16 protein-coding genes and 1 pseudogene are annotated in these 13,635 nt (G+C 40.9%); 9 read left to right on the plus strand and 8 right to left on the minus strand.

The features are described 5' to 3' along the window. Together JOD17_RS02835 and fdhA are read left to right on the plus strand one after the other, a co-directional pair. Positions 1-672 (plus strand): annotated as a pseudogene (locus JOD17_RS02835) (collagen-like protein); the annotation flags it as partial. Between the two features lie 120 nt (positions 673-792). Continuing rightward, complete coding sequence (gene fdhA / locus JOD17_RS02840) at positions 793-2,028, plus strand: formaldehyde dehydrogenase, glutathione-independent (RefSeq protein WP_239575231.1); 1,236 nt, start codon at positions 793-795, stop codon at positions 2,026-2,028. Between the two features lie 243 nt (positions 2,029-2,271). On the opposite strand, the gene JOD17_RS02845 is transcribed toward fdhA, so the two are convergent. Continuing rightward, positions 2,272-2,625 carry a DUF1516 family protein gene (locus JOD17_RS02845; RefSeq protein WP_204695630.1) on the minus strand — a complete coding sequence of 118 codons (354 nt, stop codon included), beginning with the start codon at positions 2,623-2,625 and terminating at the stop codon, positions 2,272-2,274. Between the two features lie 437 nt (positions 2,626-3,062). Here JOD17_RS02845 and JOD17_RS02850 point away from each other — a divergent pair, with 437 nt between their 5' ends. Continuing rightward, complete coding sequence (locus JOD17_RS02850; protein WP_204695631.1) at positions 3,063-4,793, plus strand: ABC transporter ATP-binding protein; 1,731 nt, start codon at positions 3,063-3,065, stop codon at positions 4,791-4,793. A 39-nt stretch (positions 4,794-4,832) separates the two neighbouring features. Here the strand turns inward: JOD17_RS02850 and JOD17_RS02855 are convergent, their stop codons facing one another. Beyond that, positions 4,833-5,465 carry an SCO family protein gene (locus tag JOD17_RS02855; protein WP_204695632.1) on the minus strand — a complete coding sequence of 211 codons (633 nt, stop codon included), beginning with the start codon at positions 5,463-5,465 and terminating at the stop codon, positions 4,833-4,835. A 291-nt stretch (positions 5,466-5,756) separates the two neighbouring features. Here JOD17_RS02855 and pdxK point away from each other — a divergent pair, with 291 nt between their 5' ends. From pdxK to JOD17_RS02865, 3 genes are all read left to right on the plus strand, one after another. After that, positions 5,757-6,593: a pyridoxine/pyridoxal/pyridoxamine kinase gene (gene pdxK, locus JOD17_RS02860; protein ID WP_204695633.1), complete on the plus strand. Its 837-nt coding sequence runs from the start codon at positions 5,757-5,759 to the stop codon at positions 6,591-6,593. A 115-nt stretch (positions 6,594-6,708) separates the two neighbouring features. Then, complete coding sequence (locus JOD17_RS21495; RefSeq protein WP_255343403.1) at positions 6,709-6,837, plus strand: hypothetical protein; 129 nt, start codon at positions 6,709-6,711, stop codon at positions 6,835-6,837. A gap of 21 nt (positions 6,838-6,858) precedes the next feature. Then, positions 6,859-7,098 (plus strand): hypothetical protein, encoded by a 240-nt coding sequence (locus JOD17_RS02865; RefSeq protein WP_204695634.1) that lies wholly within the window; start codon positions 6,859-6,861, stop codon positions 7,096-7,098. A 37-nt stretch (positions 7,099-7,135) separates the two neighbouring features. Here JOD17_RS02865 and JOD17_RS02870 read toward each other — a convergent pair whose 3' ends face one another. Together JOD17_RS02870 and JOD17_RS02875 are read right to left on the minus strand one after the other, a co-directional pair. Continuing rightward, a complete protein-coding gene (locus tag JOD17_RS02870) occupies positions 7,136-7,300 on the minus strand; it encodes a YuzK family famiily protein (RefSeq protein ID WP_204696103.1) in 165 nt (54 codons plus the stop codon). 78 nt (positions 7,301-7,378) lie between these two features. Continuing rightward, positions 7,379-7,924 (minus strand): NADPH-dependent FMN reductase, encoded by a 546-nt coding sequence (locus JOD17_RS02875; protein WP_204695635.1) that lies wholly within the window; start codon positions 7,922-7,924, stop codon positions 7,379-7,381. Positions 7,925-8,338: 414 nt separating this feature from the next. Between JOD17_RS02875 and fumC the strand changes: the two genes are divergently transcribed. Continuing rightward, positions 8,339-9,727 carry a class II fumarate hydratase gene (gene fumC / locus JOD17_RS02880; RefSeq protein WP_042420878.1) on the plus strand — a complete coding sequence of 463 codons (1,389 nt, stop codon included), beginning with the start codon at positions 8,339-8,341 and terminating at the stop codon, positions 9,725-9,727. 65 nt (positions 9,728-9,792) lie between these two features. On the opposite strand, the gene JOD17_RS02885 is transcribed toward fumC, so the two are convergent. From JOD17_RS02885 to JOD17_RS02895, 3 genes are all read right to left on the minus strand, one after another. Beyond that, positions 9,793-11,091: a M20/M25/M40 family metallo-hydrolase gene (locus JOD17_RS02885; RefSeq protein WP_204695636.1), complete on the minus strand. Its 1,299-nt coding sequence runs from the start codon at positions 11,089-11,091 to the stop codon at positions 9,793-9,795. Positions 11,092-11,222: 131 nt separating this feature from the next. After that, positions 11,223-11,402, minus strand: coding sequence for a hypothetical protein (locus JOD17_RS02890; protein ID WP_042360706.1), 180 nt, complete (start codon positions 11,400-11,402; stop codon positions 11,223-11,225). A 17-nt stretch (positions 11,403-11,419) separates the two neighbouring features. Continuing rightward, positions 11,420-11,977 carry a phosphatidylglycerophosphatase A family protein gene (locus tag JOD17_RS02895; protein WP_420827924.1) on the minus strand — a complete coding sequence of 186 codons (558 nt, stop codon included), beginning with the start codon at positions 11,975-11,977 and terminating at the stop codon, positions 11,420-11,422. A gap of 108 nt (positions 11,978-12,085) precedes the next feature. On the opposite strand from JOD17_RS02895, the gene JOD17_RS02900 reads away from it, so the two are divergent. Both JOD17_RS02900 and JOD17_RS02905 read left to right on the plus strand, forming a co-directional pair. Beyond that, the gene (locus tag JOD17_RS02900) at positions 12,086-12,805 is read left to right on the plus strand and encodes an alpha/beta hydrolase (RefSeq protein WP_204695638.1); all 720 of its coding nucleotides are present in this window, start codon (positions 12,086-12,088) and stop codon (positions 12,803-12,805) included. A gap of 15 nt (positions 12,806-12,820) precedes the next feature. Next, positions 12,821-13,249: a GNAT family N-acetyltransferase gene (locus JOD17_RS02905; protein ID WP_204695639.1), complete on the plus strand. Its 429-nt coding sequence runs from the start codon at positions 12,821-12,823 to the stop codon at positions 13,247-13,249. Between the two features lie 28 nt (positions 13,250-13,277). On the opposite strand, the gene JOD17_RS02910 is transcribed toward JOD17_RS02905, so the two are convergent. After that, positions 13,278-13,508 carry a hypothetical protein gene (locus JOD17_RS02910; RefSeq protein ID WP_204695640.1) on the minus strand — a complete coding sequence of 77 codons (231 nt, stop codon included), beginning with the start codon at positions 13,506-13,508 and terminating at the stop codon, positions 13,278-13,280. Positions 13,509-13,635: the final 127 nt, after the last annotated feature.

Raw genomic sequence — 13,635 nt, forward strand, 5'->3', positions numbered from 1 at the left:
GCTACCGGTATTTCAGGCGCCACTGGTATTACGGGGGCTACTGGCATTACTGGGGCCACTGGCATCACGGGCGCTACCGGTATTACTGGCGCTACGGGCATCACGGGCGCTACCGGCGTTACGGGCGCTACGGGCATTACGGGCGCTACGGGCATCACGGGCGCTACCGGCGTTACGGGCGCTACGGGCATCACGGGTGTTACTGGTGTCACAGGAATAGTTCCAACACTTGCTCAACCATTTTTTAATAGCAATGTTCAACCACAAGCGATCGCTTCGAATGCAAACGTACTTCAGTTAACCCCTAATCAGTACGCAGGGATAACGTACAATGCAGCGAACGGAACCTTTACTGTTGTTACGCCAGGTCTATACTTTATTGAAGTTACTTTAAACACTGCTAACCCTACGACGACAGGAGCTGTATTTTCTCTTATTATTAATAACAATACAGTTACTCCAGCAGCTCCTGGAGCAAATTCTGCTACTAGTGGTCAAATATCAGTAATTCGGGTCCAAAACTATGCCGCTGGCGACACCATTCAAATTAGAAACACATCAACATTCACAGTAAACATTGTCAACGGGGCTAACCAAGCGAATAGCGCAGGTCACGTAAGTATTTTCCGCTTTGCACCAGGGTTTTTAGGCACATTAATTACAACAACTTAATTAATAACGGCTCTCGTCTTTTGATTGAGAGTCGTTTTTTCGCTTATATTTACCGAACTTTCGGATTTAAACATCAATTTTCAGGGTATTAAAATTATAGCCTAGTTGGCTAATTTATTGTTGGAGGAGGCATCAGTTACATTGACGAACAATCGTGCAGTTGTTTACAAAGGTGCAGGTCGTGTTGAAGTTCAAGATACGCCTTATCCGGAACTCGTATTACGAGATGGTCCAGGTGTCCCGAAATCAAATGTTGATCGAAAATGTGAACATGGCGTCATTTTAAAGGTCATTACGACGAATATTTGTGGTAGTGACCAACACATGGTCAGAGGTCGGACAACCGCTCCTGAAGGTCTCGTTCTCGGGCACGAAATCACTGGTGAGGTAATTGAAGTTGGACGAGATGTTGAATTCATCAAGAAAGGTGACGTCGTTTCCGTTCCATTTAATATTGCTTGTGGTCGTTGTGTCATGTGCCAAACTCAAAAAACACATATTTGTACGAACGTTAACCCTGAACGACCTGGGGCTGCTTATGGTTATGTGGATATGGGTGGATGGGTTGGTGGACAATCAGAGTATGTGATGGTTCCTTACGCCGATTTCCAACTTCTCGTCTTCCCAGATCGGGATTTAGCATTAGAAAAAATTATGGATTTAACGATGTTAACCGATATCTTTCCAACTGGATTCCACGGCGCCTATACTGCTGGCGTTAAGATGGGATCTACAGTCTATATTGCAGGAGCTGGACCGGTTGGACTAGCTGCTGCTCACTCTTCACAACTACTCGGTGCATCTGCTGTTATCGTCGGTGATTTAAATGCAGAGCGTTTACAGCAAGCCAAGAGTTTTGGATGTGAAACAGTCAATTTAAAAGAACATGATCGTTTAGGAGAGCAGATTGAACAAATCTTAGGTGTTCCTGAAGTTGATGCTGCAGTGGATGCGGTCGGCTTTGAAGCTTCAGGTCACGGCGAGAGTGGTGAACAGCCTGCTGCGGTGCTGAACGCAATTATGGACGTGACGCAAGCGGGAGGCGGGCTTGGAATTCCAGGACTCTACGTTACAGATGACCCTGGTGGCGTAGATGAAGATGCTAAGACTGGTTCTTTGAAAGTACGGTTTGGTCTTGGTTGGGCGAAAGCTCATACGTTTGCGACAGGTCAGACACCTGCAATGCAGTACAATCGCAACTTAATGAAATCAATTCTTTCAGGAAAAGCACAAATTGCAAAAGCAGTTAACGCTCAGTTAATTACACTTGATGAAGCACCTAAGGGATATGAAGATTTCGACAAAGGTGCCGCAAAGAAATTTGTTATTGATCCACACGGAATGGTCAACTCTTAACTTTCATTTTTCATGTCACAATCAAAAAGACACCGCCTGTCGGTGTCTTTTTGAATTAGATTAAGCTAAGTACAATACTGATGACTACAATAAGGCCGATAATCATAAGGATCGTGCGTAACATTAGCGCACACCTCTTTTTGTTTGACGTACTTATGTATACCAACATTGACCGTTTTTCAAACAGAAAACAACAAAAATAAGTGGATTGAACTAGTAAAAGGGCGTCTAATGACACCCTTTTTAGAAGCTAATCACTCCAAAGCCCATAAGAGCGACAATAACTAGAATAACAACGGCACCAATGAATCCACCCATACCGTTTTCTCCACGTTTTGTCTTTCCTAAAGACATTTCCATTAATCCCATCATAACAATGGCTAAGATTCCTTTAATAACATACATCGCTGCCCAATTATACTCGATAAGCATTCCAATCCCTGAAACGATCATAATAATAAAGAACAGACGTAAAATCATATGCAAAATCGTACCTGCTTTACGCTTATGTGCTTTGTAAAGGAAATAAGCAATTACAAAGAAAATCGCTACAAATGCCCAAGATCCTTGATGTGAAGCAAAAAACATATTAAACATGCTCTCATCTCCCCTCTTTATGAATTACAATGACATCTTTAGTTTAACAGGATTGCCGATTACAAGCACTGATAAACCTCTTACTCTCTTTATCTTCGCAATTGAATATGAACATCTCATGAACAAACGAACATTAAGACAAAAAAATTCTAGATGCCGGGGATATACCCTACTATTTTTATAAGTTTAATAAAACGCAAGTTAAAATGAATACTAGATTTCATAAAAAAGCTCCTACTAAACGGATTAGTAGGAGTCAAAGTGAATCCATGCAATTTACTCAAGGAGTTACAGGAGTAAGTATATTTTAATCATTAAATTCCAATCTGTCTAGTGTGTTTTAATATATTTTTTTTGCCCCTAACGTTACGTAATGACATACAATAAACATTGAATGTATGCTCATCATTCCATTACACCTACATAAGGAGACTATAATGTCCGAAAAGAAACGCACCATAAAAGACTTCTATCATTTATTCCAACAGTATCGACCACGTATGTGGATCGTTATTGTAGCTATTGCTCTCGTCATAGGCGAGTCTTTACTTTCTTTAATCGTACCCTTAATTACGATGAATATCGTGAACGCCATGGTCGCTGAAGGCTTTCAACTTCTAATTATAGCTACCCTTGTTGTTGTTTTTGTCGCACAAATCATTTTATCCGGTGTTTCACTCTATATGATGATTTATGTTGGAGAAACGATCGTAGCAAGATTACGTACGACGTTGTGGAACAAAATATTGTATTTACCGATTCAATTCTTCGATCAACATTCATCTGGTGAGACGATGAGCCGAGTCACAAATGATACGAATGTAATTAAGGACTTCTTCACGATGCAACTCATTCCATTTTTCTCAAGCTTCATATCGATTATCGGTTCTGTCATTTTACTTTTTGTGATCGATTGGAAAATGGCGCTTCTTCTTGTCCTCTTTTTACCATTAGCGATGCTCGTAATCTTACCATTAGGTAGTCGCATGTATACGGTTTCTAAATCACTGCAAGATGAAACGGCTGCATTTCAAGGGGATTTAGGGCGTGTTTTAGGCGAGATCAGACTCGTGAAATTGTCCATTGCAGAACCTGTGGAAGAGAAACAAGGAAAAACACGGATTCAATCATTGTTTGGTTACGGGATGAGGGAAGGCAAGATTATGGCTATTGTTATGCCACTCATGACGACGGTAACCCTTGTAGCACTCGTTATCGTCTTTGGATATGGAGGCATTCAAGTCGCTCAAGGAACATTGACCGCTGGTGCACTCGTTGCGGTTGTCTTTTACATTTTCCAGATTATCTTCCCTGTGACACAATTGGCTCAATTTTATACACAGTTTCAAAAAGCAATGGGCGCCACCGATCGTATTCAATCGATCTTTGAATTTAATTCTGAGAAAGAAAAACTCAATTCATCGGAGAAAACCGATTTAACGGACCTGACGTTTAACAACGTATCTTTTCAATACAATACCGAGAAAACGATTTTATCTAACGTCTCTTTTACCGCACGCTCTGGACAAATGACAGCATTTGTTGGTCCAAGTGGCGCAGGTAAAACTACGTTATTCTCTTTGATTGAGCGGTTTTACCTCCCGAATGAAGGAAACATTTATTACGATGGTACAGATATTCAGTCGTATAAATTACATGATTGGCGTAGCAAAATCGCTTACGTTTCACAAGATTCCCCGTTAATGGCAGGAAGCATCTACAAAAACCTCACGTACGGCTTGGACGATGTTGATGAACAGACTGTGAAAGACGCCGTTTTAAAAGCGAATTTATCAAGCTTTATTGAAGACCTTCCGCAAGGATACTCAACCGAAGTTGGTGAGCGAGGTATACGCGTATCTGGTGGACAAAGACAACGACTAGCAATTGCTAGAGCAATTATTCGTGATCCTGAACTGCTACTACTAGACGAAGCGACCGCTCATTTAGATAGTCACTCTGAAGCGTTAGTTCAAGAAGCACTACAATCACTCATGAAAAACCGTACAACGCTTGTGATTGCACATCGGCTTTCAACCGTGAAAGATGCACATCAGCTCATTGTGTTGGAACGCGGGGTCGTGACTGGTGCTGGCAACCACCAAGCATTATATGAAAATCATCCGCTTTATCGAGAACTTGTGGATCATCAAATGATGAATGACTAAAAAACTGAGCTGGACGGAACAACCGTCAGCTCAGTTTTTTTATTTTTCCATTTCTACAAGTGTTTCAATTGCATCGATAATCGGTTCTTTATCGACTTCTAATCCGTCAAATTGTTCAACAACTTGACCATTTATATCGAGTAAATACGTTTGTGTCGAGTGGATAATATCATCATTTTCAGGATGAGATTGTACGACACTATTAAATGAACTAGCTGCAAAGCTTTCAACCTCTTCACGGTCATATCCTGTTAGGAAATCCCAATTAGAGAAATCTGCATCGTATTGTTCACCATACGCTTTAAGTTTTTCAGGTGTATCGTGTTCAGGATCTACCGTAAACGAAACAAGGTTTACGTCCAACCCTTTTTCATCTAACTCATTTTGCAAATTCGTCATGTTCGGTGTCATTAAATTACAAACAGTTGGGCAACGTGTGAAGACCATATTGACGAGGGAATACTTCCCTTTCAAATCTTCATTTGTAACGACTTCATTATCTTGATTCATATACTCAAATTCATGCAATCCTGTTGCCTCTGACTCTTGTTCTACTGCAGCCGTTTCATTCGCATCTTCCATACCCTCAACATCGGATGATTCTGAAGATCCACAAGCTGCTAATACTAACGTTAATGCTAACGCGCTCACAAACACCCATCGTTTCTTCATATAACGTTCCTTCCTCCTTTAAGTAGTCGTCTTGGGGTTCTCTTTCGTAAACAATTCTCTACTTTGAGGAATATGCAACAGCTTGGCAAACATGTCTACATTTCTAAACTGTTCTGATTTTCTCTCATAAAATTTCTAAGCAATGAGCTCTTAATCAAGCACACAAGTTTACGATGAACGTGTTCAGCTATACATGTGTCTTTATTCAGTTACAATTGTTGTCAATGTTCTACAAAACAGCTTATAATAAACGTAGTATGAGCTTATCATCAAGGGGGATCTATAACGATTATGTCAATTGCTAAAGCATTAACGATTGCAGGATCTGATTCAAGCGGAGGAGCAGGAATACAAGCTGACCTAAAAACCTTTCAAGATCTCGGCGTTTATGGAATGAACGCATTAACAACGATAGTTGCGATGAAACCTGAAGGATGGCATCATCAAGTATTTCCACAACCTGTCGATACAGTCGAAACCCAACTAAATACCATTTTATCAATTGGTGTAGATGCCATGAAGACAGGCATGCTCGGTTCTGTTGACGTCATTGAACTTGCTGCAAATAAAATAAAAGCACACAACCTAACAAACTCTGTCGTAGACCCAGTACTCGTTTGCAAAGGCGAGGACGAAGTACTACACCCAGAAACTGCAGATGCATTACGTGAAGTGCTCGTACCCGTTGCGAAAGTTGCAACACCGAATTTATTCGAAGCTTCTCAACTTGCTCAAATGGAGAAAATCACTACGATTGAACAAATGAAAGAAGCAGCAGGCAAAATTCACGAACGTGGTACTCAATATGTTGTTGTAAAAGGCGGAAAGCAACTCGAACACGATCGTGCGGTCGATGTTGTATACGATGGTAAATCCTTTATTGTCCTTGAAACCGAGAAAATCGACACAACGTACAATCATGGTGCTGGATGTACATTCGCCGCTGCAATTACAGCAGAATTAGCAAAAGGAAACGATGTACACGACGCAATTCGTACAGCTAAAGCTTTTGTGACAGCTGCCATTGAACACGGTGTTCGCTTGAATGAGTATGTCGGTGCAGTCCGTCACGGTGCATACCGTACTTTTGGTGGTCAAGAAACAAAGATTACTGAGCGTACCATATAATGACTTCAATAAAACGTCTCCTCTAATATGAGGAGACGTTTTTATTGTTTCACGCCTTCACATTCGCCTACTCTTTGCATAGGTTAATATGAAGACAATGAAGGAGCTGGTCTCTTTGAGCGATCAAAATGATAACCAAGAACTCCTCTTATTTATCGTCATCTTACTATTTGGTCTTTTCTCTCTTGGCTATTCAAGAGATGCTGGTGATGACGATGAGTTGGAAGTCGTAGCATTATCCTAATTCACTAGGGAGGCTGCAATCATGAGTGGAGATAAAAAGAATTCCAACAAAAATCAACTTACACCCGAACAGATCGCTGTGATTGCAGGGTTATTAACGAATGTCTTGAGTGTGAGGGCGATCTTAGTTGATCGAAATCAAACGGTGGAAATTATCATTCAAGGTGATTTAAGTAAAAAGAAAGACAAAGATAAAATGTTTAAAGAAGTCGCTAACATGCGCTTTGGCGATGTTTGGGATCTCTTTATGAATACAAAATAAAACCCTTGAACGAAAAATTGTTCAAGGGTTTTTCATATTAGATGACCTTTTTAGCTTGTTCGTAGCTCTGTTCACGCTTCTTTTCAACTTCAATCATCTTGTCTACGTCTGATTGATATTCCTGCGTGCTTACTCCGTGAGCTTGGTGCATTGCCTTTTCCATAAGTTCTGTGTAATTCATGGGCTGTTCATTGCTTTTCACGATTAATAGCCTCCTAAGTTTAACCATTTCAAAAAATGGCCTTACTATGGCTATTCCCGCTCTACTATGATTTAAACGTTAGATTTTCTTACCGATCCAAGAAGAAAATGATTGCAAATAACGCGTTACTGCTTTTTTTGTGCGTTCGTCAGTTAGATTACCTTTATCATCGAACTTTTCATTAGCCTTTGCGACATACACTTCAGGTTTTTGGAACACTTCCGAACCTGCGGCAATGAGTGCTTGTTTCACTTGCTTTTGCGCATGCGCTGTACCAAATCGTGTCGGTGATGCGCCAATTACACCAACGGGTAAGTTCCTTAATACGTTTTCATTCGCATCACTACCTACCCAATCAAGCACGTTTTTGATAACCCCCGGCATACTCTCATGATATTCAGGCGTTACAATCAACAAACCATCACTTTCTTTCAACGCTCGTTTAAGACTCAATACAGCCTCAGGATCACCATCTTCTTCTAAATCTCCATTAAATAGCGGAATCTCTTGAATCTCATACGCAGTGATCGTTACATCATCTGGTTTCATTGATACCGCTTCTGCTAATAGTTTTGAATTTAACGAATGCTGTCGTAAGCTGCCACTAATTGCAATGATCTTCATCGTATACACTCCTTTTTTAAACAAAAAAAGTGACTCCGCAGGGGACGGCGGAGTCACAACAGAGGATGAGGGATGCAGGCAGGGTGGGAATAACAGTAAATGATAGTCGCACACGTTACAGGGGGACATATGCTATATCTTCAGGAGGGCGTAGTTCCTGATACTGTTAAGAAGTTATGTGTACAAGCACGTTACCCGATAACGTGTTTACGCTTCTCGTATTCACCATTTACCCTGTTAGCTCTTATATACCTCAATAACTTACCTTTTAAACCAGATTTTATAAAAAAAATCATTATTTTTTTGTTTTTATTTATCGCTCTCTTTTTCTTCCATGAAAAGTGGTTTATGATAGAAAGGACAGTGAAATCTGTCAATCCATGTTTATTCTTATTTACAGGGAGCGATTACTAGATGGAATATCGTATTGAAAAAGATACGCTAGGTGAAATGCAAGTACCAGCAGATAAACATTGGGGTGCCCAAACACAACGTAGTGTTCACAACTTCCCAATCGGTTCAGAAAAAATGCCACGTGAAGTGGTACTCGGTTTTGCAATTTTAAAGAAAGCTGCAGCACGAGCAAATGAAAGTCTCGGCAAGCTCGATAGCGAACGTGCAGATGCCATTGCAAAAGCTGCAGATGAAGTTCTCGCAGGTAAATGGGACAGCCACTTCCCGCTTGTCGTTTGGCAAACAGGTAGTGGAACGCAATCAAACATGAACATGAACGAAGTTCTTGCGCGAAGAGGAACAGAAATCCTGCAAGAACAAGGAAAAGACATTACCATTCATCCAAACGATGATGTGAACCGTTCACAAAGCTCGAACGATACGTTCCCAACTGCAATGCACATTGCAGCTGTAAGCGATGTCAACCAGAGATTACTACCCGCATTAGCAAAACTTAAACAAACGCTACAACAAAAATCAGAGCAGTTTGACTCGATCATTAAAATTGGTCGTACACACCTTCAAGACGCAACACCACTTACACTCGGACAAGAAGTAAGCGGTTGGTATGAAATGCTTCGTAAATCCGAAACGATGATTAGCGAAAGTATTCGCCACTTGCACGACTTGGCTATTGGTGGAACAGCAGTAGGAACAGGAATTAACGCTCACCCAGAATTTGGTGATCGTACTGCCGGCTTCATTAGTGAATACACGTCATTCCCATTCCGTTCTGCACCTAACAAATTCCATGCGTTAACGAGTCACGATGACACGACTTACGCTCACGGTGCAATTAAAGCACTTGCTGCTGACCTTATGAAAATCGCCAACGACGTTCGTTGGTTAGCAAGCGGTCCACGTTCTGGGATCGGCGAGTTAACGATTCCTGCGAACGAACCAGGAAGCTCAATTATGCCTGGGAAAGTAAACCCTACTCAAAGCGAAGCACTTACGATGGTCGCGACACAAGTGATGGGTAACGATGCTGCAATCGGTTTTGCCGCTAGCCAAGGGAACTTTGAATTAAATGTCTTTAAACCAGTTATCATTTATAACTTCTTACAGTCTGTTCAACTTCTTACAGATGCTATGCACTCGTTCCACGATCGTTGTATCGAAGGATTAGAAGCTGAAGAAGCAAACATTGCAAACCACGTGAAGAACTCACTGATGCTTGTAACAGCGTTAAATCCACACATTGGTTATGAGAACGCTGCAGCGATTGCTAAGCATGCTCATCAAGAAGGATTAACACTTAAAGAAGCAGCACTTCAAAGCGGTCACCTTACTGAAGAGCAATTCAACGAATGGGTAGATCCTGCGAAGATGGTTCAACCAAACGCGTAAAGCGTACTTAGGAAAAAACCTAGCATAAGCGAATGCTAGGTTTTTTCTATTGGTGTTTATGGCTGTCACTTCCCAATATTAAGGATGACATGACACGTTGTTTCAATTCCTTTGAAAAACAACTCCACATCCATATTTTCATTCGGTGCGTGGTTATCTTCATCTGCATTTGCGTATGGAATTAACAGTGATAGCGTTCCGAGTAACTCTTGAAAAAGATAACCAGGAAACGTTGCTCCAATCGCTGGTAAAACGATTGGCTGCAATTCATGAGCATCGTGTACGGAGGAAATGATTTGCCTAACGCTTTCAAGTTCCATTGATGTTCTTGTTGGCTTACTCGCACCGACCCGTACAATGTCTAAAGACGGATCCACCTGCTGAATATGAGCAACGAGTTTCCTATATATATCGTCAGGGTCTTGATCAGCGACAAGTCGAATATCAATTTTCACTTTGTCCTCACTTGGAATGACCGTCTTTTGCCCAGTTCCAGAATAGCCACTTGATAGACCACTAATGTTAAATGTCGGTGTAAGTGTTAACTTCTCATAATATTCTTCACCACTCATATCTAACGCTTCATACCCAATAACTCGCCCCGTCTCTTGAAGATCAAATGGCTGCTCTTGCAAATGCCGAATATCTTCGATCGTCACTGGACGAACATCATCATAAAACCCTTCAATTAGAACTTCTCCATCAGTTCCTGCTCGCATCGACTGCAATACATTGATTAATTTCCATGCAGGGTTTGGTACGATATTGCCTTTGTTGCCTGAGTGATTGTCTTGTGTCGCACCAATCGCTGTAAGCTCGACATACAACATTCCCCGATTCCCTAAATAAACGATTGGACGACCTGTACTATCCAGCGGACCATCTGCATTGTACAACACATCTGCAACTAACAACTCTTGGTGCTCTTTTATGAACTCAGGAAGACTATGGCTACTGCTTTCTTCTTCCCCATCAAATAAAAATTTAACATTGACAGAAAAGTCAATTTGAAGATCTCGCAACGTCTTAATTGCAAAGACATGTGCAAGCATTTGCCCTTTATTATCCCCAACTCCCCTTGCATAGATCTTTCCATTCCTAATTGATGGTTCAAATGGTGGTGTCTCCCAAGCTTCAATTGGCTCTGGAGGTTGCACATCGTAATGTCCGTAAATCAAAATTGTTTTTGTGTTCTTCGGATTAATGATTTCACCATATACAATCGGACTACCTTTTGTTTCGTAAATCGTAGCTTTAATATCGTAATCTAACAATTGACGCTTTAAAATCTGTGCGCATTTGTCTACACCAATTTGTTGAGCACTTATGCTTGGTTGTCTTAACAACTCAAATAAAAGATTCAAATACTCTTCTTCATTCGCACCCTATCCAACTTTTCAACCTACTCAACGAGACTACATTTATCTTAAAATGAAACATGGTATGACTCGTCTGAGTCATACCATGTTCCACACTCCCTCTTATCAAGGAGTCTTTATTCATCATACGTATAACGTACGACATATTTATCATTTCGCAGGCGGATGATCTCGACAAGTGGACCAACCTCATACCCATTTTGCCAATTGTCTTCAAGCTTTGCTTTTATACAACCAGCTTGAAATTTAGAACGGAATGTTTGCTTAAAATAAATCCAATGTGGTCCACGCTTCATTCCTATTGCTCCTTTAACTAACCGATCAGTTCCTCATCTTCAGGCTTTCTTATGACGACTGTCGTTGCTTCATCACGATCACGAAGTCGATGCGCTAACCGCGCAGAAGCATTCGCTGCAATGCTACACACTAAATCATCTAAAAACGTATTCACCTGATCCGTTGAACGGTCCAGTTCTCGTATAATCCCAGTCTTCTCTTTATCAAGATACCCAAATGATGTCACAGCAATGCTACCGAAACCAAAAACAGAACCAAGGGCGATCGTTTCATCAACTCCAAATAAACCTTCGTCGCCAGTAATTAATGATAACAACGGCTCACTTAAACGACCTTCTTCTGCTAATACGTCCAATTCTATGCCAACGAGTATCGCATGTTGGATCTCTCTTTTTATGAGTACAGCATCAACGCTTTCAACACACTCCGCCATCGTAAGATTAGGTGCATATGGATGTTGTAAAGCATATACAATTTCTGCGATTGCGTCAATCTCTACTCCCCGTTCTTGTAACTTCGTTCGTGCGTGATGTGAAATGATATCGCCAGTAACGATAATTTTTTCATCCCTCACGATCATTCCCCCTGTCATTAATGTAACATATTCACATACAACGCCAAGTTTTACTGTAATATGCTATACTTGGAGAGAATTTGAAGTCATAAAAGGAGCGATTTTCACTTGGACGGAACTGTTGAAACCCTTCATTTACAAAGTAAATTGCTTGATCATGAGTTTGATTTGCACGTATATATTCCACCGAACTATCATGAAAATTTCAGCTATAACCTAATCATTACTGGCGATGGACAAGACTTCTTTAAACTCGGAAAAGTCGACCAAAAAGTTGAACACTTTATTCTAGAAGACAGCGGTCCTGAAACGATTGTCGTTGGAGTTCCATACCCACGGGTCGCCATGAGACGGAAATGGTATGCTCCTGATGGAGAGCATACGAACGATTATTTACGGTTTATCAAAGAAGAACTTTTACCGATGCTTGAAGATCACTACAACCTAAATCAAAATCCTGATTCGAGATTACTAATGGGTGACTCACTTTCAGCATCTTTGGCATTGATGACTTGCTTAACTTACCCTGATACTTTCCAACGAGCCGTTCTCTTCTCTCCCTATGTTGATGATCAATTAAAAACGATGGTCGCTGAAAGCAACTCCCTACATTCACTTAAGATATATCACCAATTTGGAAGTGATGAGCGTGAAGTAAAAGCGACAGACGGTAGAGTCTTGGACTTTATTGAGATGAATGAATCACTTCATGAATTGTTCGCAAATAAACTTCAATCCTACGACTACAAAAAGATCGATCAAGGCAACCATACGTGGTTCACTTGGGGGCCTTTACTCCCGGAAGCACTTGAATTCCACTGGCTTTAAAAAGGAGAGAATACTATGAAAGCAATCATCGCAACAACTGAAGAAGAAATGAAACAAGTCCAACAAATCCGCTACGACGTTTTTGTTATTGAACAAGAAGTGTCTGAAGAAGACGAGTGGGATGAATTTGAAGATGAAAGCGTTCATTTCCTTCTAGAAAGTGATCAACAATACGTTGGAGCAGGACGAGTACGCTGGCTTGGAACGACTGGAAAAGCCGAGCGGATTTGTATATTGGAACAACACCGTGGAACTGGCGCAGGTAAAGCGGTTATGGAAGCACTTGAGAGTTATGTAGCTATGAATAATGGAGAAAAGGTTAAGCTTAATGCACAAACCCAAGCTCGCGGGTTCTACGAGCGTATTGGCTATACTGTAACGTCTGAAGAAGAATTTTTGGATGCAGGAATTCCGCACGTAACGATGGAGAAAACGATAAACTAAAAAATCCGACCTTAACGGGTCGGATTTTTTATATGATACGATCGATTTGCTTCCCTTTACCGGTTACGTTCGCTTGTAACCTTCGTTGGTGCAACCACCTTTGTTCCATGTTCTTTACATAAGAAGACGGCTGTTGTTCACGTGAGTACCGATTTACTCTTGCTACTTGAAGGACAGACGCGTGATTAGATTGTTTTCCTGACAAACGTGAGCCGTATTGAATTGCGACATCATTATGCACTTGTGGAACATAACCCATCATCATCACTCCTTACAAATCATTTACCCATATTTTAGAAATCAAACACATTTCAAGATCAATTCAGCTAAAATTAATCGGCGTAAACCATTGATACGAAGCGATTTTTTTAATCGAAAATAAAACT

Origin of the sequence: Geomicrobium sediminis (assembly GCF_016908595.1) — a bacterium.
GTDB lineage: Bacteria > Bacillota > Bacilli > Bacillales > Marinococcaceae > Geomicrobium_A > Geomicrobium_A sediminis.